This window comes from Thermus amyloliquefaciens (genome assembly GCF_000744885.1).
GTDB lineage: Bacteria > Deinococcota > Deinococci > Deinococcales > Thermaceae > Thermus > Thermus amyloliquefaciens.
In genome coordinates, this window is the sequence record NZ_JQMV01000003.1 from 94036 (window position 1) to 118479 (window position 24444).

Here is a 24444-nt window from a genome sequence, read left to right on the forward strand (position 1 = left end):
GGGGTTTGGAAGATGGCCATCGCAACTAAGCCAAGAGCGGGCGTCTGGGCGGTCCTTTGGGACCTGCTTACCACGGTAGACCATAAGAAGATCGGCCTCTTGTACACGGCCACCGCCTTCTTCGCCTTCGCCCTGGCGGGGGTTTTCTCCCTCCTCATCCGGGCGCAGCTGGCGGTGCCCAACAACACCTTCCTCACCGGCGAGCAGTACAACCAGATCCTCACCCTGCACGGGGCCACCATGCTCTTCTTCTTCATCATCCAGGCCGGGCTCACCGGCTTCGGCAACTTCGTGGTGCCCCTGATGCTGGGGGCGCGGGACGTGGCCCTACCCCGGGTGAACGCCTTTAGCTACTGGGCCTTCCTGGGCTCCATCATCCTGGCCCTCATGAGCTTCTTCTTCCCCGGGGGTGCCCCCAGCGTGGGCTGGACCTTCTACTACCCCTTCTCCGTGCAGTCGGGTAGCGGGGTGGACTTCTACATGGCGGCCATCCTCCTCCTGGGCTTCTCCAGCCTGCTCGGCAACGCCAACTTCATCGCCACCATCTACAACCTGCGGGCCCAGGGGATGAGCATGTGGAAGATGCCCATGTACGTGTGGAGCGTCTTCGCCGCCAGCGTGCTCAACCTTTTCAGCCTGGCGGGGCTTACTGCGGCCACCCTGCTGGTCCTCCTGGACCGGAAGATCGGCCTCACCTGGTTCAACCCCGACATCGGGGGCGACCCCGTCCTCTTCCAGCAGTTCTTCTGGTTCTACTCCCACCCCACGGTCTACGTGATGCTCCTGCCTTACCTCGGCATCCTCGCCGAGGTGGCCTCCACCTTCGCCCGCAAGCCCCTTTTCGGCTACAAGCAGATGGTCTGGGCCCAGATGGGGATCGTGGTCCTGGGCACCATGGTCTGGGCCCACCACATGTTCGCCGTGGGCGAGTCCACCCTCTTCCAGATCGCCTTCGCCTTCTTCACCGCCCTCATCGCCGTGCCCACGGGGGTGAAGCTCTTTAACCTCATCGGCACCCTTTGGGGCGGCAAGCTCCAGATGCACACCCCCCTCTATTGGGTCCTGGGCTTCATCTTCAACTTCCTCCTGGGGGGCATCACCGGGGTCATGCTCTCCATGACCCCATTGGACTACCAGTTCCACGACTCCTACTTCGTGGTGGCCCACTTCCACAACGTCCTCATGGCGGGGAGCGCCTTCGGGGCCTTTGCCGGGCTTTACTACTGGTGGCCCAAGATGACGGGCCGCATGTACGACGAGCGGCTGGGCCGGCTCCACTTCTGGCTCTTCCTGGTGGGTTACCTGGTCACCTTCTTGCCCCAGTACGCCTTGGGCTTCTTGGGCATGCCCCGACGCTACTACACCTACAACGCCGACATCGCCGGCTGGCCCGAGCTCAACTTCATTTCCACCGTCGGGGCCTTCATCCTGGGCCTGGGCGGGATCGTTTGGGTTTACAACATGCTGAAAAGCCTCCGCTCCGGTCCCAAGGCCCCCGAGAACCCCTGGGGTGGCTACACCCTGGAGTGGCTCACCAGCTCCCCGCCCAAGGCCCATAACTTTGACGTGGTCCTGCCCAAGGACTTCCCCTCTGAGCGGCCTCTCTACGACTGGGCCAAGAAGGGGGTGGAGCTGAAGCCCGAAGACCCCAGCCACATCCACCTGCCCAATAGCTCCTTCTGGCCCTTTTACTCCGCCGCTACCCTCTTCGCCTTCTTCGTTTCCGTGGCGGCCCTGCCTGTGCCCAACGTGTGGATGTGGGTCTTCCTGGCCCTCTTCGCCTACGGCCTCATCCGCTGGGCCCTGGAGGACGAGTACAGCCACCCCGTGGAGCACCACACCCTTTCGGGCAAGTCCAACGCCTGGATGGGGATGGCCTGGTTCATCGTCTCGGAAGTGGGCCTCTTCGCCATCCTCATCGCGGGCTACCTCTACCTCCGGCTCACCGGGGCGGCGGTGCCTCCCGAGGAGCGGCCTGCCCTCTGGCTGGCCCTTCTCAACACCTTCTTCCTGGTGAGCTCCTCCTTCACCGTGCACTTCGCCCACCATGACCTGAGGCGTGGCCGCTTCAACCCCTTCCGCTTTGGCCTTTTGGTCACCATCATCCTGGGCGTGCTCTTCTTCCTGGTTCAGAGCTACGAGTTCTACCACTTCCATCACGCCTCCAGCTGGCAGGAGAACCTCTGGACCGCCACCTTCTTCACCATCGTGGGCCTGCACGGCCTGCACGTGGTGATCGGGGGCTTTGGCCTGATCCTGGCGTACCTGCAGGCCCTTAGGGGCAAGCTCAGCCAGCACCACCACGGCACCCTCGAGGCCGCCAGCATGTACTGGCACCTGGTGGATGCGGTCTGGCTCTTCATCGTCACCCTTTTCTACATCTGGTAGGCCCCTTGGGTTTTGGGCCCCCGCCCTTGGGCGGGGGCTTTGCTATGTATGGAAAGGGATGCGCCTTTTGGTGGTGGACTTTGACTTCTTCTTCCCCGTGCCCCAGGACCCAAGGGATCCCTTGGCCCCTCTTTACGCCTGGGCCCACTTTGAGACCCCCTACTACCTGGGGGAGGTCTGGGAGGAGCGGGCCTTGGCCTTTTTCTTGAGGGGCCTTCCCTTTCCCCAGGCCCAGGGCTGGGAGGGGTTTTGGCAGCGCTTCGCTTTCGCCCCGGGGGCTCACCTTTACTATGCGGACTCCAACGCCTTGGCCTTCCATCCAAAGGTGCGCCAGGGGGTGGAGGAGGTGGTGCTCTTTGACGCCCACCACGACGCCGGGTACCGCCCCTTGGGCGAGGAGCCCGCCTGCGACGACTGGATGGTCTTTTACGCCCGGCAGGGGGCTAGGCTTAGGGTCTTCTACCCTTCTTGGCGGGATCCCGCCTTGGACCCCGGGCCCGCGGTGCCCGTGGAGCGCCAAAAGGACCCCGGGGGGCCGGTGGAAGGGGTCTTCCACCGGGTCTTCCTCTGCCGCAGCGGGGCCTGGGTGCCCCCTTGGACCGACGGGGCCTTCTTCGCCCTTCTGGAGGCCGCTCCCCTTCCCAAGGTGGCCCTGGAGGGGGTGGCGAGGAGGGCCTTGGACCTCGAGGGCCTAAAGCGAAGGGCCCAGGAGGAAGCCCTTGGCCTGAGGTTTCTGGAACGCCTAAGGGGGCTTTGCTAGGCCTTGCCCTGGACATGCTTCCCTTCTTCCCCTATAATCACTAAGGCTGTTGGGCCGTTAGCTCAGCTGGCAGAGCAACCGACTTTTAATCGGTAGGTCGCAGGTTCGAATCCTGCACGGCCCACCAAACCGGGGCCCCATCGTCTAGCGGTCAGGACGCGGCCCTCTCAAGGCCGAAACGGGGGTTCGATTCCCCCTGGGGTCACCACGGGCGGCTAGCTCAGCTGGTCAGAGCGCTCGCCTTACAAGCGAGAGGCCAGAGGTTCAAATCCTCTGCCGCCCACCAGCTCCAGGAGGCAAGGCTCCCCCCTCGCTAGCGAGGGGGGAGATGTTTTGAAGGCGCTTGGAGGCCTAGGCCTCCTTGGCCAGGAGGCTGCGCACGGCCTCGGGCAGGGGTTCCTCCGGGAAGAGGGTTTGGAAGCGTTGGGCCAGGTCCTTGAGCAGGGGGCGGAGCCTTTCCTCCCGCAGGGCCTGGGGGAAGAGTTCCTCCATCTCGGCCAGGAGGGAATTCTTGGCCAAGTACCGGGCCACGAGAAGCGCCTCCCCCTCGAGGCCCGTGGGCCGCCCCCGCTTGAGGCGCTCCGCTTCCTTGCGCACCCAGGGGCTTTCCAGAAGGCGGCGGCAGGTGGGGCAGGGGTGCTGGGGGCTGGGGCTTTTGCAGATGGGGCAGGGCTCGCCCCGATCCTTCTGCAAAAGGGCCAGGGCGGCCCGGGCCACCTTTTCCCGCAACTCCAAGGGGGCCCTTTCCGCCAGCTCCAGGGCCCGGCGGCTGGCCCAAATCAACCGATCGGGGTTTTCCGGGGTTTTGGGGGCCTCCGGTTCCTTCTCCAGGGGGCCCACCACGAAGCGGATCTCCTTCACCACCCCGGGAAACCGCTCCTCGTAGCGCCGCAGAAGGGCTAGGCGGCTATACGTGAGCTGGTGGGCGGTGACGGGGTCGGCCACGCGCACGGTGAGGGTGCCCCCCTCGAGGGAAAGGGGCTCGCTGAGGTGGGCCAGCTCCTTGCCCACCACCTCCCGCCAGGCGGCCAGGACCAGGCCCCGCCTCAGCTTCTCCTTCCCCCCCGCCTTCCTGAGGGCCTCGGGGATCACCTCCTTAAGCCGCCAGGGCATCGCCCTCCTCCCGGGAGGGTCAGCATAAGACCACCCCTCCTTCCACCCAGCATACCGGTACCCCCTTGGGGGCCGAAAGCCCAGCCAGGACGGCTTGCGGCAACCCGCGGGCGTAGGCCAGCACCGCCTCCCGTTTGCCCTCGTCCAGCTCCTCGCTCCACTCGTCCACCAGGAGGAGGGGGGCCTCCCCGTGGTGCTCGGAAAGAAGCCGATGCTCCGCCAGGCGGAGGGCCAGGGCGATGGCCTTGGCCTCCCCCCGGCTGGCGAAACGGTGGACCGGGCGTTCCGAGAGGAGAAAGACCAGGTCGTCCCGGTGGGGGCCCACCAGGGTCTGCCCCCGGGCCAACTCCTCTTCCCTTTGGGCCTTCAGGGCCTCGAGGAGATCCCCCCCCGCGGTTTCCTCCAAAAGAAGCCCCGCCTCCCCCGGGGCCAGGCTTTGGTGGACGCCCTGGAAGATGGGCAGGAACCGCTTAAGGAAACGCCTCCTCAAGGCCATGATCTCCATGCCGTACCGAGCCAGCTCCCGGTCCCACACCTCAAGCCCATTGCCCCCCGCCTTTAAGAGGGCGTTCCGCTGGCGAAGCGTCTTCTCGTAGGCGGAAAGGAGGGCGGTGTAGCGCCGGGAGAAGCGCCCGATGAGGCGGTCCAAAAAGGTGCGCCTCTCCTCCCGGCTCCCCAGGACCACCTCCACGTCCTCGGGCAGAATCAGGACCGAGCCGGGAAGCTCCTGAAGCGCCCGGAGGTTTGCGGCCTTCTCGTTGAGGAAGACCTCCCTTCCCTCTGGGCCAAGCCGTTGCTCTATGCGGTAAAGGCCGAGCTCCGTCTCCACCTCGGCGAAGAGCCAGGCCTCCTTCTCCCCAAAGCGGATGAGGTCGGCCAAGGGGCTCCGCACCTCCCCCCCCAGGGCCAGGTGGAGGCCCAGAAGCAGGCTGGTTTTGCCCTGGGCATTCCCCCCCACCAGGGCAAAGAGGCCTGGCGGGGGACGGAAAGCGGCCAGGGCCAGGTTGCGGAAGTTTTTCTGGCGAAAGAGGAGAAGCCGCATCTAGAGCTTTACCCGACGGAAGAGGGCGGGGAGGAAGAGGAGGGCCAAGAGGAGAAGGCCTCCCCCCAGGAGGTAGGGGGCCTCGGGGGCCATGCGGTACAGCCCGGTGCCCAGGATGGGCCCCAGCATGCGCCCCAAGGCCTGGGCGGAGCTGTTGAGCCCCGCCACCAGCCCCTGCTCCCCTTCCCCCACCGCCAGGGAGAGGGCGGCCGTAACCCCCGGTCCCGCCAAGGCGGCCCCCGCCCCCTGGAGGGCCAGGCCCAAGGCCAGCCCCCAGAAGCTTTGGGCCATGACCAGGATGGCAAAGCCCAGGATGCCCAGGGGAAGGCCCAGGAGGAGAAGGGTTTTGGGGGGCCAGGAGAGCCTGCGCACCAGGAAACCCTGGATAAAAACCGCCACCAGGCCGTAAAGCACCAGGGCCAGGCCCACGCTTCTTGCGGTGGCCAAGGCGGAGAGCCCCAACCGGTCCTGGAAATAGAAGGCGAGGGTCTGCTCCAGGGACACGCTGGAGAGGTTCAGGGCAAACCCCAGGAGGAGAAGGGGGAAGACGCGGGCGTCCCAAGGGGAAAGCCGCCTTACCTCCCGGGTTCCCGCAGGCCGGGACTCGGGAAGAACCAGGGCCACGAAGAGGGCGTTCAAGAGGGCAAACCCCGCGGAGAAAAACACCGGGGCCAAAAGGCCCAAGAGGGCGGCGAGCCCCGCCCCCAGGGCTGGCCCCAGGATCACCGCCAGGCCGAAGGCCGCCCCCAGAAGGGCCATGCCCGCCGTGCGGTTTTCCCGCCCCGTGATGTCCGCTACGTAGGCCTGGGCGGTGGGCAGGGTGGCGGAGCTAAAGGCCCCGCCGATGAGCCGGGCCAGCAGGAGAAGGGGAAAGAGGAAGGCGGGCGGGACCAGCTCTTTCTCCCCCAGGAGGGCGAAGAGGCCAAAGAGGAAAAAGCTCACCCCAAAGCCCAGGATGCCCACGAGAAGGATGGGCTTGCGCCCGCGTTCGCTCAGCCTTCCCCAGAAGGGGGAGAGCAGAAACTGCATGAGGGCGTAGCCCGTGGAGAAAAGGCCCACCTGGACCTCGGTAAGCCCCAGCGTCCGCCCCAAGGGCCCCAGGATGGGGAAGAGGATGGAAAGCCCGAGAACGCTGTTGAACAGGGTGAGGAAGAGGAGGCCAAGAGGGGACATGAACCAAAGTCTATCCGAAGCGGCCGGTGATGTAGGCCTCGGTGCGGGGGTCCGTGGGCTTGGTGAAGATGGCCTCGGTGGGACCGAACTCCACCATTTCCCCGTTGAGGAAGAAGGCGGTGTAGTCGGATATCCGGGCGGCCTGTTGCATGTTGTGGGTCACGATGACGATGGTCACCTGTTCCTTTAGGGAAAGGAGGAGGTCCTCAATGGCCTGGGTGGAGATGGGATCCAGGCTGGCGGTGGGTTCGTCCATGAGGAGGACTTCCGGCTCCACCGCCAGGGCCCGGGCGATGGTGAGGCGTTGTTGCTGCCCCCCAGAAAGGCCACTGGCGGGGGTGCGCAGGCGATCCTTCACCTCGTCCCACAAGGCGGCCCCGCGCAGGGCCCTTTCCACCGCCTCGTCCAGGCGGCGCTTATCCCTGATGCCCACCAGCTTAAGCCCCGCCGCCACGTTGTCGTAGATGGACATGGTGGGAAAGGCGGTGGGCTTTTGGAAGACCATGCCCACCCGCCTCCGCACCAAAACCGGGTCCACACCGGGAGCGTAGATGTTTTCCCCATCCAGGAGGACCTCCCCCTCCACCTTGGCGATGGGGGTTAGGTCGTGCATGCGGTTGAGGGCCCTGAGAAACGTGGTCTTGCCGCACCCGGAGGGGCCGATGAGGGCGGTGACCCGGTGGCGGTACAGGGGGAGGTTCACCCCGCCCCCAACCCCCACACCCACCCGGTTCCCGTAGCGGACCACGAGCCCCCTGGACTCCATGTGTGTGCTCACGGCTACCTTCGTTTCCGGTGGCATTCAGAACCTCCTCCTCGAGGCCCACCGGGCCAGCAGGCTCGTCAGGGTAATGAGCCCAAAGAGCACCAACCCTGCGGCCCAGGCCTGGCGGTGCCAATCCTCGTAGGGGCTGATGGCGAAGGCAAAGAGGCGTAGGGGAAGGGTATCCATGGGTTTCATGGGGTTCAGTTCCAATAGGGGGCTCCCGAAGGCGGTGAAGAGCAAAGGCGCCGCCTCCCCCGCCGCCCGGGCAAAGGCCAAGAGGACCCCGGTGATGAGCCCTGCCCGGGCGGTGGGCAGGACCAGGGAGAGGATCACCCGCCAGCGGGGAAGCCCAAGGGCCAGTCCAGCCTCACGGATTTCCTTGGGCACCAGGCTAAGCACCCCCTCGGTGCTCCGGGCCAGGATGGGGATCATGAGAAAACCCAAGGCAAAAGCCCCCGAAAGGCCCGAAAAGCCTCCCATGGGCTTAACGATGAGGATAAACGCCAGGAGTCCAAAGAGGATGGCGGGCATGCCATTTAGGGTGTCGGAGAGGAGGCGGAGGTAAGGGTTTATCGGGTGATCCGGATACTCCGCCAAGAGAATCCCCGCGGCTAGGCCAAAGGGCAGGGCGATGAGAAGCCCAAGCCCATCCACGATCAAGGTTCCCACAATGGCTTGCCGAAGACCACCCCCGGTTTCCCCTGGGGGACGCATGTCCTTGAGGAAGAGATCCAGGTTCAAGGCGCTGGCCCCCTGGGCTAGGGCATAGGCCAGCACCAGGAAGAGGACAAGAAAAGCCAGCCCGGTCCCCAGGCCCACCAGACCCATCATGAAGCGCTCCTTGCGGTAACGGCGCCTTAGGGCCAGGTCCCTTTCCAGGGTTCTTGCAGAGGAAACCACTACAGCACCCCCTTAACCAGGCGTTCTTGGCGCCTAAGGATGTAAACGGCCGCTAGGTTCACCCCCATGGAAACCCAAAAGAGCAGGAAGCCCACCGCGATCAGGGCGGAAAGGTGCAGATCCTCCACAGCCTCGGTGAACTCGTTGGCGATCACGCTGGGCATGGTGGCGGCGCCGCCAAAGAGGGTGTAGGGGAGCTTGTGGGAGTTGCCGATGACCATGGTCACCGCCATGGTTTCTCCCACAGCCCGGGCAAGGGCCAGAAAGGCCCCGGCGATGATCCCGCCCCGGGCCAGGGGAAGGACGGCCATGCGCATCACTTCCCAACGGGTAGCCCCTAGGGCATAAGCCGCTTCCCGGTGTTCCTTGGGCACCAAGGCGATGGCGTCCCGGGCCAAGGCTGCGGTAAAGGGGACGATCATGGCGGACAGGATCAGGACCGCGGTCATCAATCCGTATCCCGTGGGCACTCCCAAGAAGGGGAGGAGCCACGGGGCTTGTTCGGCTGCCCACATGTAAAGGGGAAGTTGCACCCGGTCCCGGATCCATGGGGCAAGGACGAAGATGCCCCAGAGGCCGTAGACCACGCTGGGCACGGCCGCCATAAGATCCAGTAGGAAGTTGATGGTCTGCGCCAACCACCTGGGGGCGTACTCCGCGGCGAAGATGGCCGCGGCCAGGGCGGGGAAGAAGGAGAGGAAAAGGGCGGAAAGGCTTACGATGAGGGTGCCGAGAATGTAGGGCCAGGCTCCAAAGGACTTCTGGATTACCGGGTCCCATTCCGTGCCCAAGGCGAACCCCCAAAGCCCAAACCGCCTTAGGGCCAGGCTTCCCCCCTGGTAAAGCTCCCAGGCCATGAGCAGGGCCAAGGCCACCACCCCCAAGGCCAGGAAAAGGAGGGCCCAGGCAAAGATCCGGTCGCCAAAATGGGTGTATAGCCGCTTCATGGGCAACCCCTTTTCAAGATAAGGGGTGGCCTTGGAATGGAAAAGGCCACCCCTAGGATGAGGCCTTTCTAACGCCCCACGATCTCTTTACCGATGGGCTTGCCCTCGTAGGTGACCCGAGAAACCAGGGCCAGGGCCCGCTGCTGGGCCACCGAGGAGAGGGCCCCGTAGGTGAGGGGCTCGTTGAACTTCTGCCCCTCGGTGAGGATCCACTTCACAAACTCCACCAGGGCCCGGGCCTCGGCCTCGCTCTTCACCGCCTTGTTGGCGGAGAGGTTTTCGTAGAGGAGGAGGTAGGTGAAGCTGGCGATGGGGTAGCCATCGGGGGCTGCGGTGTCGGTGAGGGAGACCCGCATGTCCCCGGGGAGGGGCACGTTAGCAGCGGATTTGATGCTGGCCAGGTCCGCCAGGATGAACCGCCCCGCCTTGTTCCGCACGGCCCCGTAGCTCAGGTTGTTCTGCTTGGCGTAGGTGACCTCCACGTAGCCGATGGCCCCAGGGGTCTGTTTGACCACGCCCGCCACGCCCTCGTTGCCCTTGCCCCCCACGCCCACGGGCCACTGGACGCTGGTACCCCGCCCCACCTTGCTGGCCCACTCGGGGGAGACCTTGGAAAGGTAGTCCACCCAAACGTAGGTGGTACCGGAGCCGTCGGAGCGGTGCACCACGGTGATGGGCAGGGGAGGAAGCTTTACGTTGGGGTTGAGCTCCTGGAGGGCGGGGTCGTTCCAGACCTTGATCTTGCCCAGGTAAATATTCGCCAGGACTGGGCCCGAGAAGCGCAAAGGTTCCCGTATGCCGGGGAGGTTATAGACGGGAACCACGGCCCCCAAAGCGTACCCGATGTTGAGGGCATTGGTTTTAAACCTCTCCCGCACCTCCTTTATCCTTTGATCGTCCAAAGGGGCATCGCTGGCCCCGAAGTGCACGGTCTGCTCCAGGAACTGACGGATCCCCCCACCGGAGCCGATGGACTGGTAATTGATGCGCACCTTACCCCCGGTAAGCCGGGTGTACTCGTCCCCATACTTGGCCATCAGGGGATAGGGAAAGGTGGCTCCCGCTCCCACCAAGGTGATGGACTGTTGCGCCCATGCCGAGGCTACGAGCACCAAAGCTCCCAAGACCGTTGCCGTTAACCGTCGCATCCTAAACCTCCCACCCGTACTTTGCCAGCCCCTTGTCAGGAGAAAGTCAAGGCCCTTTCCGTCAAGTCCTGGTCAAGGCCTGCCAGGTTGTAAATCCCCCGCCGGATCACCGCACCCCCCAAGAGCCTCTCCTCCTGGTAGAAGGCGGCGCTCTGCCCCGGGGTCACGGCGAAGACCGGGCTGGCAAAGCGAAGGCGCAAGGGGCGTAAGGACTCCACCTGGGCCCTTACGGGGGGGGTGCGGTAGCGCACCTGGACCTCCACCTCCTCCGGGAGTTCGGCGAGGAGGTTGGCCTCCTCCCCTTCCAGCCCCAGCCAAAGGGCGGCCTCCCTGGGCCCCACGTAGACCACGTTGGCCAGGGGATCCACCCCCACCACGTACCGCTCCAGGTGGGGCTTATAGAGCCCAAGGCCCTTCCGCTGGCCGATGGTGTAGAGGCTTGCCCCCTGGTGCTCCCCCACCACTTCCCCGGTGAGGGCGTCCACCACCGGGCCGGGGCGCACCTGGAGCCTTTCCCTAAGGAACGCCTTCAGGTCCCCGGCCACGAAGCAGAGGTTTTGGCTTTCCGGCTTCCTGGCGGTGGGAAGCCCAGCCCGTTCCGCCAGGGCCCGCACCTCGGCCTTGGTCATTCCCCCCACGGGGAAAAGGAGGTGGGGAAGGGCCTCCTTGGGGGTTCCCCAGAGGAAGTAGCTCTGGTCTTTCAAGGGGTCTATTCCCCGAAGCAGGGCTTCCCCTTCCCGGCGCACGTAGTGACCGGTGGCCACGTGGTCCAGGCCAAGGCGCCGCGCCTGCTTGAGGAGGGCGCCGAACTTCACGAAGGTGTTGCACCGGGCGCAGGGGTTGGGGGTGCGGCCTTGGGCGTAGTCCTTAAGGAAGGGTTGGATGATCTCCTCTTCAAAGGTTTCCCGGTAGTCCAGGAGGTAGAAGGGGATGCCCAAGAGGTCCGCCACCCGCCGGGCCTCGTAGGCGGCCTCGGGGGTGCAGCAGCTTTCCCAGGCCCGCCCCCCTGGGCCCTCGAGGACCGGCCGGGGAGGTTCCTCGGGCCAGAAGCGCATCATGGCCCCCACCACCTCGTACCCCGCCTCCTTCAAGAGGTAGGCGGAAACCGAGGAGTCCACCCCCCCGGACATGGCTACCAGGACCTTGGGCTTAGGCATCGCTCCTCCCCCACTTCCTTCAGGATACGCTAAGTGCCCCCGTCGTGGCTTGGGGCCCCAGAAAGGCTTTGGGCATCGCCCTTCTTTGTCCATTGCGGCAACCCCCATGCCACGGCGCTTGGGTGCCCTTCCCTGGGCCCTTGGCGACTTCCCCAGGGTCTACGCCACCGGAGGGGTGGGCCTCAAAGCCCGGGGCCTCAGGCCACCACCCGTTCGCCCAGGGCGGCTTCCGTGCTCCTGATGGCCACCTCCACCATGTCCGGGGTGGGCTCGGCCACGGTGAGGGCCTGGAAGCGGAAGCCAAGCCCCCTAAGGAGGCGGGAGAGGGGATCCTCGTGCCGGGCGGAGAGGTAGAGGAGCTCAAAGGCCAAGGCCGCCACCAGGGGCAGGAAGAGGACCCGGGCGAGGAGGCGCCACCAGAGCACCTCCGGGGCGGGGATGAGGCTATAGACCAGGATGGAAACCACGATGACGAAGGCGATGAAGGTGGTGCCGCAACGGGGGTGGAAGCGGGGCTGGGCCATGACGTTTTCCACCGTGAGGGGAAGCCCCTTTTCAAAGGCGTGGATGGCCTTGTGCTCCGCCCCGTGGTACATGAAAAAGCGCCGGATCTCGGGCATGCGGCCGATGAAGCGCAGGTAGCCCACCAGGAGCCCCACCTTGATGAGGCCCGCCAGGAGGTTGTAGAGGAGGGGAAGGCGGGCGGGGTCCACCAGAAGGCCGGAAAGGAAGCCGGGAAGCACGATGAAAAGCGCAATGCCGATGAGGAGGCTCACCGCCACCGTGCCCCAGAGGGCCCCCTTGGGCACCTCTTCCTCGCCCCCGACGAGTTCGGCGCTCCGGGCCAGGGCCCGGTAGCTCACGGAAAGGGCGTCCAAGAGGGCCACCACCCCCCGGACCAGGGGCAGGCGGGCCCAGGGGTAGCGCTGGCTTAGGGCGGGTTCCTCGTGGCGCTCCACGTGCACCCCCCCATCGGGGAGGCGCACCGCCAGGGCCCAGGCCCAGGGGGATTTCATCATCACCCCCTCGAGGGCCGCCGAGCCCCCCAGGGTCAGCTGTTGGGCGAGCAAGGGAAGCCGCATCCCTCCCATTCTGCCATGGGGGCGTGGTATCTTCCAGGCGTGATCACCTTGCATGCCACAGAGGCCACCTTGGCGGAGGGGAAGGCGCCCTTGAAGGTGGTGTGGGTTAGGCGGGGGGAGCTTACCCCCCAAGGGGAGGCCTTGGACGCCCGCCTGGGAGGGTTTCTCCGGCGGGCCATGGCCGAGGCGGGTTTTAGGGGAGAGGCGGGGGAGAGCCTTCTTTTGGCCACCCCGGAGGGGCATTTCCTCCTCTTCGGCCTGGACGAGGACCTTCGGGCCACGGGGGGAAGGCTCGCCCAGGCGCTTTCCAAGCTTTCCTTTCCCGAGGCCTTGGTGGAGGCCCTCGAGGCCTATTCCCTGGCGGAAGGGCTTCTTTTGGGGGCTTACCGCTTTGACCGCTACAAGGGTTCCAAGGAGGAAAAGCCCATGGCCCTCCAGCTTTCCGGGGCTAGGCCGGAGGAGCTGGAAAGGGCCAAGAAGGTGGCGGAGGGGGTTTACTGGGCCCGGGACCTGGTGAACGAGCCCCCCAACGTCCTGACCCCGGAGGCCTTGGCCGAGGCGGCCCTTTCCCTGACCGCCCTGGGGGTGGAGGTGGAGGTTCTGGACGAGGAGGCCATCCGGGCTTTGGGCATGGGGGCCTTTTGGGCGGTGGCCCAGGGCTCGGAAAACCCGCCCCGTTTCCTCCAGCTGCGCTACGCCCCTGAGGGCGCCCGCCAGAGGCTGGACCTGGTGGGCAAGGGCCTCACCTTTGACTCCGGCGGCTACTCCCTGAAGCCCACGGAGAGCATGGCCACCATGAAGGGGGATATGGCGGGGGCGGCGGCGGTCCTGGGGGCCATGAAAAGCGCCGCCCTCCTGGGGCTTCCCCTGGAGCTCAGGGGCTACATCGCCGCGTGCGAGAACCTCGTCTCGGGCCGGGCTTACCGGGTGGGGGATGTGCTCAAAACCCTTTCCGGCAAAACGGTGGAGGTGATGAACACCGACGCCGAAGGCCGCCTCACCCTGGCGGACGCCCTGGCCTATGCGGAGCGCCAGGGGGCGGAGAGGATCCTGGAGCTTTCCACCCTCACCGGGGCGGCGGTGGTGGCCCTGGGGGAGGAGGTGGCGGCGCTTTTCGCCACGGAGGAGACCTGGGGCAGGCAGGTGGAGGAGGCCGCCAGGCGGGCCGGGGAAAAGGTCTGGCCCATGCCTTTGGAGAAGGCCTACCGGGAGAAGCTGAAAAGCCCCGTGGCCGACCTCAAAAACGTGGGGGACCGGAACGGGGGGGCCATCACCGCGGCGCTCTTCCTGGCGGAGTTCGCCCGGGTGCCCCTGGTGCACCTGGACATCGCCGGGCCCGCCTTCGCCAAAAAGGCCCATGCCCTGGGCCCCGAGGGGGGGACGGGGTTTGGGGTGCGGACGGTCCTCCAGGTGGCCCAGGGGCTGGCCGGGGTAGCGTAGAGCCCCTATAAAGAACCCCACCCTGCCCCGGGCAGGGTGGGGATTCTTGGGAGCCTACCCCTGGCAGTTAGGGCAAAGCCCGCGGAACTCCAGCCGGAAGTTCTCCAAAGCCCAGCCGGTCTTCTCGCCAGCGGCCTTTTGCGCCTGGGACAGGTCCAGCTCCGGCAGGTGCTTCAGGAGCAGGTCCTCCACCTTTCCGCAGGAGGTGCAGACCAGGTGCACGTGGGGTTCGGTGTAGCCGTCGTAGCGGGTCAGGCCCTTGGGGTCGCGGAACTCGTAGATGAGGCCGTGCTCCCGCAGGACGTGGAGGTTGAGGTATACGGTGGAAAGGCCGATGTCGTAGCCCCGCTTCTTCAGCCCGTTGTAGAGCTCCTCAGGGGTGGGGTGGACGTTCTTCCGGTCCAGGTAGCTCAGGATCCGCTCCCGGGGCAGGGTGTGCCTGAGGCCCACCGCCTTTAGCCGCGACCGGTAGTTTTCCTTTTCCCTCATCCTTGGCATAGCTCCTCCTTCCTTTCAATTCCAGTATACACAGGCTATGTGCAAATGCAACACCCAAAATGAAGAATGGGCAGTATAAGCATTCCCTCCCCCTTGGAAAGGGGGTTTTTCTGCCATCGCCGCCCAAGCTTGGACAAGGTTCCAGGTTATTTTTAACCCATCCCCGCCCGGGCCCGCGGTCCGCCTGCGGTATAATGGGTCCTACCGTGGACCGGCCCATCCACCGCATCCTGCGCTGGGTCTTTGCCTTGGGTCTGGCCCATGCCCTTTTCCTTTTGGGCCAAGAGGGGGTCAGGGCTTACCAACTGGCCCAGGAGCGGGCCAGGCTGGAGGAGGCCCTGCGCCAGGCGCAGGCCCGGGTGGCCCGCCTCGAGGCCGAGGTGAGGGCGGCCAAGGACCCGGCGCACCTGGAGGCCCTGGTGCGCCGGTTGGGTTTTGTGCGGCAGGAGGAGATACTAAGGAGGCGATGAGGGAAGACCCGGCGGCGCTCTTTTTGGAGGATGAAGCCTTGACCGAGGGCCTCACCGATGAGGAGGCGGAGGCCCTGCTTTCTTGGCTTTTGGACCTGGCACGGGAGGCCAGCTCTTCCCAGCTGGCCCACCTGAGAAGGCTTGGGCACGAGATCACGCGCCTTTCCCGCGACTACGGCCTCCCGGTGGAGGAGCTGATCGGCCTGGTGGAACTGGCCTGGGGGGAGGCGGAAGCCCCAGGCCTTCAGGCCTAAAGGACCAGGGCTTTGAGGAGTTCCCGGACCTCCCCAAGCCTGGGGGGCGGGGGGGTGGTGCGGTAGATGAGGGAGACCTGCAGGGCGGCTCCTTCCTCCAGGGGCTTGAGCACCACCCCGGGGTGGGGGAAGACGCGGTAGGGGGCCAGGGTGAGGTAGACCCCTACCCCCGCGGCCACCAGGCTCACCGCCTGGGAGAACCGGGCCACCTCCCGGACCACCCGGGGGGCGAAGCCCGCCCGGCGGAACACCTCCATGAAGGCCTCGTACAGGGGGGGCAGGGTCTCCTTGGGGAGGAGGAGGAAGGGCTCCTCCTTTAGGGCCTTGAGGGGTACCCGTTCCCTCGAGGCCAGGGGATGCCCCTCGGGCAAGGCCACCACGATGGGGACCCGCAAGAGGGGTTCTTGGCCTATGGCGGGGTCCTCCACCCTAAGCCCCGCCAGGCCGTAGTCCAACCGGCCCTCCTTGAGGGCCTTGACCTGCTCGGGGGTGTGCATCTCCAGGATTTCCACCGGCTGGCCCAGGCCCCGGCGGAGGTGGTCCAGAAGGGGCATGAGATCGGGAAGGAGGTTTTCCGGCACCCCGAAGCGGAGCTCCCCAAGAAGGTTCCCGGGCTGCGCACCCCGCACCCGGGCCTTTAGGGCCTCTACCTCCTCTAAAAGCCGCGGGCCCTCCCGCACCAGCACCTCCCCCGCTGGGGTGAGGCGGAAGGGCCTGCGCTCTAAAAGCCTCACCCCCAGCTCCTGCTCCAGGGCCTGGATCTGCTGGGAAAGGGCAGGCTGGGAGAGGTAGGCCTTCTCCGCGGCCCGGTGAAAGTTCTTCTCCTCGGCCAAAAGGAGAAAAAGCCGCAGGCGGCGCAGGTCCATGATAAGATTAGCTTATCAGCACGCCCCAGGCTTTTCTATTGGACAAAGGGCCTCCCCCATCCCAGACTGGGAAGGGGAGTCGGTGTAGTGTAGTTTTCGTAAAGGGGGAGGATGAAGGTGGTGAATGCGGATGCGCTGAGGAAGGCCTTGGAGGCCCTTTCCCCAGAGGAACTGGCCCGGCTCAGGGAGGAGGAGAACCGGGAGTGGCGGGAGTCCTTGGAGTACGTGCTCCGGGTGGAGGGCTTCGCCAGGGTGGAGGAGCTTTTGCGCCTTCTGGATGAGTTCCTTTACCTGCAGGGCTTCTCCCCGCAAAACCGCCTTTCCACCCCCTACCTGAACACCCTTCCCAAGGAGCACGAACCCCCCTACCCCGGGGACCTGGAGCTGGAGAGGCGCATCGTCAACATCCTGCGCTGGAACGCGGCCATGTTGGTCGCCCGCGCCAACAAGAAGGCGGAGGGGATCGGGGGGCACATCTCCACCTACGCCTCCATCGCCGAGCTGTACGAGGTGGGCTTCAACCACTTCTTCCGCGGGCCCGAGGCGGGGTTGGACCGGGACCTGGTCTTCTTCCAGGGGCACTCTTCCCCTGGCATCTACGCCCGGGCCTTTTTGGAAGGGAGGCTTTCGGAGGCCGACCTGGAGAACTTCCGCCGGGAGGTGCACCCCCCGGTGGCGGGGGGCCGGGGGCTTTCCAGCTACCCCCATCCCTGGCTCATGCCCGATTTCTGGGAGTTCCCCACGGTTAGCATGGGCCTTGGCCCCATCCAGGCCATCTACCAGGCCCGCTTCATGCGCTACCTGGAGGACCGGGGCCTGAAGCCCAAGAGCACCGCCAAGGTCTGGGCCTTCCTGGGGGATGGGGAGCACGACGAGCCGGAGACGGTGGGGGCCTTGCACCTGGCGGCGAGGGAGAACCTGGACAACCTGGTCTTCGTGGTCAACTGCAACCTGCAACGCCTGGACGGCCCGGTGCGGGGCAACTCCAAGATCATCCAGGAACTGGAAAGGCTCTATAGGGGTGCGGGCTGGCGGGTGATCAAGATCGTTTGGGGCTCGGCCTGGGACGCCCTCATCGCCAAGGACAAGGAGGGCCACCTCCTCCGCCGTTTTGAGGCCCTGGTGGACGGGGAGAGCCAGCGCTACGCCGCCTTCGGGGCCAAGGAGCTTAGGGAGCGCTTCTTCAACACCCCCGAGCTTAAGCGCCTCATCGAGGGCATGACCGACGAGGAGCTCACCGAGCTCACCCGGAGCCGGGGCGGGCACGACCTCAAGAAGATCTACGCCGCCTACAAGGCGGCGGTGGAGCACAAGGGGAGCCCGGTGGTGATCCTGGCCCGCACCATCAAGGGCTACGGCATGGGGCCCACGGCCATGGCCAAGAACGTGGCCCACCAGGTGAAGAAGCTCACCGAGGAGGACCTGAAGGAGGCCCGGGCCTTTTTGGGCATCCCCGTGCCGGAGGAGAAGCTTTCCGAGCTCCCCTACTACCACCCGGGGCCGGACTCCCCCGAGGTGCGGTACCTCCTGGAGCGCAGGAAGGCCCTAGGGGGCTTTGTCCCTGAGCGCCGGGTGCGGTTTACCGGGGGCCTCGAGGTGCCGGGGGAGGAGTTCTTCCAGGAGTTCTACGAGGGCACGGGGGGGCGGGAGATTTCCACCACCATGGCCTTCGTGCGCATCCTGGCCAAGCTCCTGCGCCATCCTGGGATCGGGAAGCTCATCGTGCCCATCGTTCCCGACGAGGCCCGCACCTTCGGCATGGAGGCCCTCATCGCCCAGGTGGGCATCTACTCCCCCCAGGGGCAGCTTTACATCCCCGTGGACGCGGGCACCCTCACCGCCTACAAGGAGAGTAAGGAGGGGCAGATCCTCGAGGAGGGCATCACCGAGGCCGGGGCCATGGCGGACTTCATCGCCGCCGGCACCGCCTACGCCCACTGGGGCATTCCCACCATCCCCTTCCTCATCACCTACTCCATGTTCGGCCTGCAGCGGATTGGGGATCTGGTCTGGGCCGCCGCCGACCAGCGCACGAGGGGCTTCCTCCTGGGGGCCACCGCCGGGCGCACCACCTTGGAAGGGGAAGGCCTCCAGCACCAGGACGGCCAGAGCCACATCTACGCCCTGGCCGCCCCCAACCTCCTGGCCTACGACCCCGCCTTCGCCTACGAGTTCGCGGTGATCCTGGAAGACGGCCTAAAGCGCATGTACCAGAAGGGGGAAGACGTCTTCTACTACATCACCATCGAGAACGAGAACTACCCCCACCCCCCCATGCCCGAGCCCCGGGAGAGGGTGAAGGAGGGCATTCTGAAAGGCCTCTACCTCTTCCGCCAAGGGGAGGGGAAGGGCCCAAGGGTCCAGCTTTTGGGCTCGGGGCCCATCCTGCCCCAGGCGGTGAAGGCCCAGGAGCTCCTTAAGGGCTACGGGGTGGTGGCGGACGTGTGGAGCGCCACCAGCTACAAGGCCCTCTACATGGACGCCATAGAGGCGGAAAGGGAGCGGCGGCTTCTGGGCAAGGCCCGCAAGCCCTACGTGGCCGAGGCCTTGGAGGGGCACGAGGGCCCGGTGGTGGCCGCCACCGACTACTTGAAGGCCCTGCCCAACCTCATCCGGGGCTACCTGGACCGGCCCTTCTGCGCCCTGGGCACGGACGGCTTTGGCCGCTCGGACACCCGGGAGGCCTTGAGGGACTTCTTTGAGGTGGATGCCCGGCACATCGCCTACGCCGCCTTGGCCCTGTTGGCGGAGGAGGGCCAGGCGGAGGCGGGGCTTTTGCCGAAGGTGCGGGAGGAACTTGGCCTTAAGCTGGAGGCGACGCCGTCCCACAGGCGGTAGGGGGTAAGGCATGGAGCTGAAACTTCCCGAACTGGGCGACAACGTCAGCGCGGCCACGGTGGTGGGGGTACTGGTGAAGGAGGGGGACCGGGTGGCCCCGGGCCAGCCGGTGCTGGAACTGGAGACCGACAAGGCGGTGATGGAGGTGCCCGCGGAGGCGGGCGGGGTGGTGCGGCGGGTTTTGGTGAAGGTGGGGGACGAGGTGCGCCCGGGGCAGCCCTTCCTGGAGCTGGAGGCCGGGGAGGAGGCCCCTAAGCCCCAGGAGGCGCCTGCCCCCCCTAAGGGGGCCCAGGTGGAGCCTGCCCAAGAGGCCCCTGGCCCTTCCCTGGCCCCGGCAGGGGAGGAAGGCCGGCTCATCCCCGCTGCCCCCAGCGTGCGCCGCCTGGCCCGGGAGCTGGGGGTGGACATCCGCCAGGTGCGGGGCACGGGCCTGGCGGGGCGGATCACCGCGGAGGACGTGCGGCGGGCGGCGGGGCTTGGCGCCCCTGCGGAGCTTCCGCCCACGGCCCTCCCCTCGGCCCAGGCCCCGGGGTACCCGGCCCCCAGGCTTCCCGATTTCAGCCGCTGGGGCCCGGTGCGCACCGAGCCCATGAGCGGGGTGCGCAAGGCCACCCTGCGCTCCATGGCCCAGGCCTGGGCCCAGGTGCCCATGGTCACCCATTTTGACGAGGCGGACATCACCGAGCTGGAGGCCCTGAGGAAGCGCTACGCCAAGCGGGCGGAGGAGCGGGGCTTCAGGCTCACCCTCACCGCCTTCCTTCTCAAGGCCCTGGCCCTGACCCTGAAGGCCTTCCCCAAGTTCAACGCCTCCATTGACCCGGAGCAAGCCGAGGTCGTCTACAAGGACTACGTGCACATCGGGGTGGCGGTGGACACCCCCTTTGGCCTCCTGGTACCGGTGATCCGGAATGTGGACCAAAAGGGGGTTCTCCGCCTGGCCAAGGAGCTTCAGGAGATCTCCGAAAGGGCCAGGGAAAGGAAGCTTTCCCCCGAGGAGATGCAAGGGGGCACCTTCAGCCTCTCCAACCTGGGGGGGATCGGGGGCACCGGCTTCACCCCCATCGTGAACTGGCCGGAGGTGGCCATCCTGGGGGTGTCCCGCTCCCAGATGAAACCCCTTTGGGACGCGGAGAAGGAGGCCTTCGTGCCCAGGCTGGTGATGCCCTTCAGCCTCACCTACGACCACCGCCTCATCGACGGGGCCGAGGCCGCCCGCTTCTGCCGCCATCTGGCGGCGCTTTTGGAGGACCCCCTGGGCCTGGCCTTGGAGTGAGGGAGGACCTGCCCCGGGTTCTCGTGTAGTATGGGAAAGTATGCGCGTCATCGTGGTGGGAACCCGGGGTAGCGCTCTGGCCCTGGCCCAGACCCGGTGGGTGGTGGAGCGTTTGAAGGAGAGCTGGCCTGAGGCGGAGTTCAAGGTCAAGACGGTGAAAACCCGGGGGGACCAGGGAGCGAGCCCTCTGGAGCAGGCCATCTTCGTCAAGGAGCTTCAGGAGGCGCTTCTTTCCCGGGAGATTGACATCGCCGTGCACTCCCTGAAGGACCTCCCCACGGAGGAACCCCCGGGGCTTAAGATCGCCGCCATACCCCGCAGGCAGGACCCCCGGGATGCCTTTTTGGGCAAGGTGTACAAGCGCCTCGAGGACCTCCCCCAGGGCGCGGTGGTGGGTACGAGCTCCGTAAGGCGCAAGGCCCAGCTTTTGGCCCACCGGCCGGACCTTTTGCTGAAGGACCTCCGGGGCAACGTGGACACCCGCCTGGCCGCCTTGGGGAACGGGGAGTACGACGGGATCATCCTGGCGGCGGCGGGGCTCATCCGGTTGGACCTTAGGAACCGCATTGACCAGTTCCTCGAGCCCGAGGTGATGCTCCCCGCCCCTGGCCAAGGGGCCTTGGCCCTGGAGGTGCGGGTGGGGGACGACTTGGCGGAGGAGCTGGCCTACGCCCTCCACCACCACCCTTCCGCGGACCGGGTGCGGGCGGAGCGGGCCTTTTTGAAGGGGCTTGGGGCTGGGTGCCTGGCCCCCGTGGGGGCCCTGGCCCAGGTGGGGGAGGACGGGACCCTTCTTCTGGAGGGGATGGTCCTCACCCCCGATGGCAAGAGCTTTATCCGGGCGGAGATCGAGGGCGACGCCTCCGAGGCCGAGGAGCTGGGCCTGGAGCTGGCCCAGGACGTGCTGGAGCAGGGGGGACGGGAGATCCTTGCCCAAACCCGACAGGCCGGGTAGAGTTTTCCAACCCTCTGGGGTATAGTGGGGCTAGATGGCGCTTAAGCGCTTGACCCGCCAACGCAAGGCTGTCTTGGAGGTGGTGAGGAAGGCCCACAACCACCCCGATGCCGCCTGGATCTACCAGGAGGTGCGCAAGGTGGTGCCCAAGGTGAGCCTGGGGACCATCTACCGCACCCTGGACGCCCTGGTGGCGGAGGGCCATCTCATCCCCATCACCAAGGCAGGGGAGGCCACCCGTTACGACGCCAACCTCCACCCCCACCTGCACCTGGTGTGCGAGGCCTGCGGGGAGATCGTGGACCTGGAGGTGGCCCTGCCGGACCTGGTGGCCCTGGCCCGGGAGGCCCACCCCGGGGTGGAGGTGCGCACCGCCGAGGTGACCTATAGGGGCCTCTGCCCCACCTGCAAGGCGGCCCCCAGGGGTTAGGCCGCTTCCGGTACCGTATTGATGGACGCCCTAGCCTGGCTTTACGCCCGCCAGGGCGCGGTGGTCCTGGGCCTGGAGCGGATCCGGGCCCTTTTGGAGCGTCTAGGGAACCCGCAAGAGGCCTACCCCGTGGCCCTGGTGGGGGGGACCAACGGCAAGGGCACCACCGCCCGGGCCCTGGCGGCCATTTTGGAGGAGGCGGGCCTGAGGGTGGGCCTCTACACCAGCCCCCACCTGGTGGAGTTCCGGGAGCGCGTGGCCGTCCAGGGCGAGGCCATCCCCAAGGAGGGGCTTTCAGCCCTTTTGCAGGAGATCCGCCCCTTGGCGGAGGACCTGGGGGCCAGTTTCTTTGAGGTGGCCACCGCCTTAGCCCTCCTCCACTTCGCCCGGGAAGGGGTGGGGTTCGCCGTCTTAGAGGTGGGCCTGGGGGGGCGCCTGGACGCCACCAACGCCACGGAGCCCGTCCTCTCCATCGTTACCAACGTGGGCCGCGACCACCTGGAGCTTCTGGGCCCCACCCTAAGGGACGTGGCCCGGGAGAAGGCGGGGATCTTCCGCAAGGGGGTGCCGGCCCTCACCGCCGCCAGGGGGGAGGGGCTTGTGGAGCTTCGGGAGAAGGCCCAGGCCCTGGGCGCCCCCCTTTGGGTTTTGGGGGAGGCCTTTTTCCTTCTCGGGGTGGAGGCCCAGGGGGAGGGCTTGGCCTTCCGCCTGGGGCTTAGGGGCGAGGAGCGCACCTTCCGCACCCGCCTCCTGGGCCCCCACCAGGCGGAGAACCTGGCCTTGGCGGCGGTGGCGGGAAGGCTTTTGGGGGCGGGTTGGGAGGCGGTGGAAAGGGCCTTGGCCCGGGTGGAAAACCCAGGCCGGCTGGAGCGCCTTCCCTGGCCTGGGGGGAAGGTGCTCCTCCTGGACGGGGCCCACAACCCGGAAGGGGCCTGGGCCCTGCGGGAGGCCCTCCGCTTCCACGGGCTTTTGCCCGCGGCCTTGGTCCTCGCCTTCAGCCGGGAGAAGGAGCATGCGGCCATGGCGGAGGCCCTTAGGGGCCTCGGTCCCGTGGTCCTCACCCGTTACCACTCCCCCAGGAGCGCAGACCCCAAGGCCCTCCTCCCCCTCTTCCCTGGGGCCATGGTGGTGGAGGAGCCCCTTAGGGCCCTGGAAACCGCCTTCACCTTGGCGGAGCGGGCGGTGGTGGCGGGAAGCCTGTACCTGGTGGGGGAGGTGAAGCGGGCCCTTTTGGGGCTTCCCCCGGAGGAGAGGTGGCAGTGAGGCCCCTTGGGCCAGGGGGCTTTGGGCCTCGCCCTTTTTCCCTGCCCCCCAGGCATCGGCCCTTAGTCCAGGGCCTCCTTCAGGAGGCGGGCGGCCTCCTTCAGCTCCTCCAAAGGCCGCACCAGGGCGATGCGCACAAAGCCCTTCCCCCCCGGCCCAAACCCCCGCCCCGGGGCCACGGCCACGCCCCGCTCCACCAGCCTTAGGGCGAACTCCAGGTCGTCCACGCCTTGGGGCAGCCTTCCCCAAAGGTACATGGTGGCCTTGGGGGGAAGAAGGTCCAGGGCCCCCTCGAGGGCTTCCGCCATGCCCAAGGCCCGTTCCCGGTAGACCTGGGCGAAGCCCCGGGTGACCTCCCTCGGGGTCTTGAGGGCCGCCACCCCCATGCGCAGGATGCCCGCGTACTGGTTGAAATCGATGACCCCCTTCACCCTTTCCAGCCGGGCGATGGCCTCCTCGTTCCCCAGGGCAAAGCCCAGGCGGAAGCCCGCCAGGTTGTAGCTTTTGGAAAGGCTGAAAAGCTCCACCACCCGCTCCCTCCCCCCGGGCAGGGCCAAGGGGGAGGGGGCCTCGCCCTGGTAGACCTGGTCCACGTAGGGGTTGTCGTGGACCAGCCATAGGCCGTGCCTCTGGGCCAAGCCCAGGGCCTCTTCAAAGTAGCCCCAGTCCGCCACCGCCCCCGTGGGGTTGTTGGGGTAGTTGAGGAGGAGGACCTTGGCCTCTTTCCAGACCCCTTCCGGAACCCGGGAGAGATCCGCCAGGCCGTCCTCCCGCAAGGGGATGAGGTGGGTCTTCAAGGAGGCCACCTGGGCGGCCCCGAAGTAGCTGGGGTAGGCCACCTCGGGGAGGAGAAGGAGGTCCCCTGGCTCGGTGAGGGCCAAAAGGAGGTGGGCCAGCCCCTCCTGGCTGCCGATGAGGGCTAAGGCCTCCCGCCTGGGGTCCAGGCGTACCCCGTAGCGCCCCTCGTACCAGCGGGAGGCCTCCTCCAGGAAGGGCAGGGTGCAGCTTTTCAGGCAGTAGCCGTAGGTGCTGGGGTCGGCAAGGGCCTCTTTGAGGGCCTGGAGGGGCTCAGGCGGGGGCAGGAGGTCGGTGGAGCCGATGGAGAGGTCCAAGAGGGGGATCCCCTTCTCCCGGGCCTTCCTCTTGGCCTCGTCCACCACCAGGAAGACCGAGGCCTCCGGCACCCTACTCATGGTGCCCCTCCCGCCAGGCCTTGCCGGTGATGAGGCTGAGGGCATGGGGCAAGACGGGGAGCACCGCCTCCAGGGACTCCCGGGCCCCCTTGGGGCTTCCCGGCAGGTTCAGGATGAGGCTTTTCCCCCTTACCCCTGCCAGGCCCCGGGAAAGGGCGGCCATGGGGGTCTTTTCCAGGCCCCTAAGGCGCATGAGCTCGGAGAGGCCCGGCACCTCCTTGTCCAGGAGCTCCCGGGTGGCCTCGGGGGTCTTGTCCCGGGGGGCTAGGCCCGTGCCCCCGTTGGTGAGGATGAGGTCCAGGCCCTCCCGATCGGCCCAAAGCCGGATGACCTTCTTGATCAGGGGGGGTTCGTCGGGGACGATCTCGTAGGCCACCACCTCAAAGGGCCCTCCCTTTAGGGCTTCCCGGAGGGCCAGGTGGGTGGTGTCCTCCCGCTCCCCGCGGAAGCCCTTATCGGATACGGTCAGGATGCCCACGCGGAACATT

Annotated in this window: 23 protein-coding genes and 3 tRNA genes; 13 read left to right on the plus strand and 13 right to left on the minus strand. The window is 66.8% G+C overall.

Features of this window, described 5'->3' with window-relative positions:
* Positions 1 to 12 precede the first annotated feature (12 nt).
* From ctaD to BS74_RS00845, 5 genes are all read left to right on the plus strand, one after another.
* Positions 13 to 2388 (plus strand): cytochrome c oxidase subunit I, encoded by a 2376-nt coding sequence (gene ctaD / locus BS74_RS00825; RefSeq protein WP_038055224.1) that lies wholly within the window; start codon positions 13 to 15, stop codon positions 2386 to 2388.
* Positions 2389 to 2446: 58 nt separating this feature from the next.
* Positions 2447 to 3148, plus strand: coding sequence for a hypothetical protein (locus tag BS74_RS00830; protein WP_038055225.1), 702 nt, complete (start codon positions 2447 to 2449; stop codon positions 3146 to 3148).
* 51 nt (positions 3149 to 3199) lie between these two features.
* Positions 3200 to 3275: transfer RNA gene (locus BS74_RS00835), tRNA-Lys, on the plus strand.
* Between the two features lie 6 nt (positions 3276 to 3281).
* Positions 3282 to 3356, plus strand: a tRNA-Glu gene (locus BS74_RS00840).
* A 1-nt stretch (position 3357) separates the two neighbouring features.
* A tRNA-Val gene (locus tag BS74_RS00845) sits at positions 3358 to 3434 on the plus strand.
* A 65-nt stretch (positions 3435 to 3499) separates the two neighbouring features.
* Here BS74_RS00845 and BS74_RS00850 read toward each other — a convergent pair.
* From BS74_RS00850 to BS74_RS00890, 9 genes are all read right to left on the minus strand, one after another.
* Complete coding sequence (locus BS74_RS00850) at positions 3500 to 4261, minus strand: DciA family protein (protein ID WP_038055227.1); 762 nt, start codon at positions 4259 to 4261, stop codon at positions 3500 to 3502.
* Between the two features lie 19 nt (positions 4262 to 4280).
* A complete protein-coding gene (gene recF / locus BS74_RS00855) occupies positions 4281 to 5303 on the minus strand; it encodes a DNA replication/repair protein RecF (protein WP_038055228.1) in 1023 nt (340 codons plus the stop codon).
* Positions 5304 to 6476 (minus strand): MFS transporter, encoded by a 1173-nt coding sequence (locus BS74_RS00860; RefSeq protein ID WP_038055229.1) that lies wholly within the window; start codon positions 6474 to 6476, stop codon positions 5304 to 5306.
* Between the two features lie 10 nt (positions 6477 to 6486).
* Positions 6487 to 7278, minus strand: a complete 792-nt coding sequence (gene pstB / locus BS74_RS00865; RefSeq protein WP_081914537.1) for a phosphate ABC transporter ATP-binding protein PstB — start codon at positions 7276 to 7278, stop codon at positions 6487 to 6489.
* Entirely contained in the window at positions 7279 to 8142 is an 864-nt protein-coding gene (pstA, locus tag BS74_RS00870; RefSeq protein WP_038055230.1) for a phosphate ABC transporter permease PstA, read from the minus strand.
* Positions 8142 to 9089, minus strand: a complete 948-nt coding sequence (pstC, locus tag BS74_RS00875; RefSeq protein WP_038055231.1) for a phosphate ABC transporter permease subunit PstC — start codon at positions 9087 to 9089, stop codon at positions 8142 to 8144. The genes pstA and pstC overlap by 1 nt, the downstream gene beginning before the upstream one ends.
* Positions 9090 to 9157: 68 nt before the next feature.
* The gene (pstS, locus tag BS74_RS00880) at positions 9158 to 10237 is read right to left on the minus strand and encodes a phosphate ABC transporter substrate-binding protein PstS (RefSeq protein ID WP_038055232.1); all 1080 of its coding nucleotides are present in this window, start codon (positions 10235 to 10237) and stop codon (positions 9158 to 9160) included.
* A 35-nt stretch (positions 10238 to 10272) separates the two neighbouring features.
* Positions 10273 to 11394: a tRNA 2-thiouridine(34) synthase MnmA gene (gene mnmA / locus BS74_RS00885; RefSeq protein WP_038055233.1), complete on the minus strand. Its 1122-nt coding sequence runs from the start codon at positions 11392 to 11394 to the stop codon at positions 10273 to 10275.
* Between the two features lie 197 nt (positions 11395 to 11591).
* Positions 11592 to 12476, minus strand: coding sequence for a DUF1385 domain-containing protein (locus BS74_RS00890; protein ID WP_038055234.1), 885 nt, complete (start codon positions 12474 to 12476; stop codon positions 11592 to 11594).
* 39 nt (positions 12477 to 12515) lie between these two features.
* Between BS74_RS00890 and BS74_RS00895 the strand changes: the two genes are divergently transcribed.
* Entirely contained in the window at positions 12516 to 13916 is a 1401-nt protein-coding gene (locus tag BS74_RS00895) for a leucyl aminopeptidase (RefSeq protein WP_038055235.1), read from the plus strand.
* A gap of 54 nt (positions 13917 to 13970) precedes the next feature.
* Here the strand turns inward: BS74_RS00895 and BS74_RS00900 are convergent, their stop codons facing one another.
* Positions 13971 to 14414, minus strand: a complete 444-nt coding sequence (locus BS74_RS00900; protein ID WP_038055237.1) for a Fur family transcriptional regulator — start codon at positions 14412 to 14414, stop codon at positions 13971 to 13973.
* 206 nt (positions 14415 to 14620) lie between these two features.
* Between BS74_RS00900 and BS74_RS00905 the strand changes: the two genes are divergently transcribed.
* Both BS74_RS00905 and BS74_RS00910 read left to right on the plus strand, forming a co-directional pair.
* On the plus strand, positions 14621 to 14884 hold the full coding sequence (locus BS74_RS00905; protein WP_038055238.1) for a septum formation initiator family protein: 264 nt from the start codon (positions 14621 to 14623) through the stop codon (positions 14882 to 14884).
* Positions 14881 to 15138 (plus strand): hypothetical protein, encoded by a 258-nt coding sequence (locus tag BS74_RS00910; RefSeq protein ID WP_038055239.1) that lies wholly within the window; start codon positions 14881 to 14883, stop codon positions 15136 to 15138. Before BS74_RS00905 ends, BS74_RS00910 begins: the two co-directional genes overlap by 4 nt.
* Here the strand turns inward: BS74_RS00910 and BS74_RS00915 are convergent.
* Entirely contained in the window at positions 15135 to 16004 is an 870-nt protein-coding gene (locus tag BS74_RS00915; RefSeq protein WP_038055240.1) for a LysR family transcriptional regulator, read from the minus strand. The two genes, BS74_RS00910 and BS74_RS00915, sit on opposite strands and share 4 nt — an antisense overlap.
* A gap of 111 nt (positions 16005 to 16115) precedes the next feature.
* Here BS74_RS00915 and aceE point away from each other — a divergent pair, with 111 nt between their 5' ends.
* Genes aceE through BS74_RS00940 form a run of 5 tightly spaced genes read left to right on the plus strand, consistent with a single transcriptional unit; the run spans position 16116 to position 22763 of the window.
* The gene (gene aceE / locus BS74_RS00920) at positions 16116 to 18842 is read left to right on the plus strand and encodes a pyruvate dehydrogenase (acetyl-transferring), homodimeric type (RefSeq protein WP_038055241.1); all 2727 of its coding nucleotides are present in this window, start codon (positions 16116 to 16118) and stop codon (positions 18840 to 18842) included.
* Positions 18843 to 18852: 10 nt separating this feature from the next.
* Positions 18853 to 20115 carry a 2-oxo acid dehydrogenase subunit E2 gene (locus BS74_RS00925; protein WP_038055244.1) on the plus strand — a complete coding sequence of 421 codons (1263 nt, stop codon included), beginning with the start codon at positions 18853 to 18855 and terminating at the stop codon, positions 20113 to 20115.
* Between the two features lie 40 nt (positions 20116 to 20155).
* Positions 20156 to 21070 carry a hydroxymethylbilane synthase gene (gene hemC / locus BS74_RS00930; protein WP_038055246.1) on the plus strand — a complete coding sequence of 305 codons (915 nt, stop codon included), beginning with the start codon at positions 20156 to 20158 and terminating at the stop codon, positions 21068 to 21070.
* 34 nt (positions 21071 to 21104) lie between these two features.
* Positions 21105 to 21500, plus strand: a complete 396-nt coding sequence (gene perR / locus BS74_RS00935; protein WP_038055249.1) for a manganese-dependent transcriptional regulator PerR — start codon at positions 21105 to 21107, stop codon at positions 21498 to 21500.
* Positions 21501 to 21521: 21 nt separating this feature from the next.
* Complete coding sequence (locus BS74_RS00940) at positions 21522 to 22763, plus strand: bifunctional folylpolyglutamate synthase/dihydrofolate synthase (RefSeq protein WP_038055254.1); 1242 nt, start codon at positions 21522 to 21524, stop codon at positions 22761 to 22763.
* A 62-nt stretch (positions 22764 to 22825) separates the two neighbouring features.
* Here BS74_RS00940 and BS74_RS00945 read toward each other — a convergent pair whose 3' ends face one another.
* Entirely contained in the window at positions 22826 to 23956 is a 1131-nt protein-coding gene (locus BS74_RS00945; RefSeq protein WP_038055255.1) for an aminotransferase class I/II-fold pyridoxal phosphate-dependent enzyme, read from the minus strand.
* Positions 23949 to 24443 carry a MogA/MoaB family molybdenum cofactor biosynthesis protein gene (locus BS74_RS00950; protein ID WP_038055257.1) on the minus strand — a complete coding sequence of 165 codons (495 nt, stop codon included), beginning with the start codon at positions 24441 to 24443 and terminating at the stop codon, positions 23949 to 23951. Before BS74_RS00950 ends, BS74_RS00945 begins: the two co-directional genes overlap by 8 nt.
* Between the last annotated feature and the right edge of the window lies 1 nt (position 24444).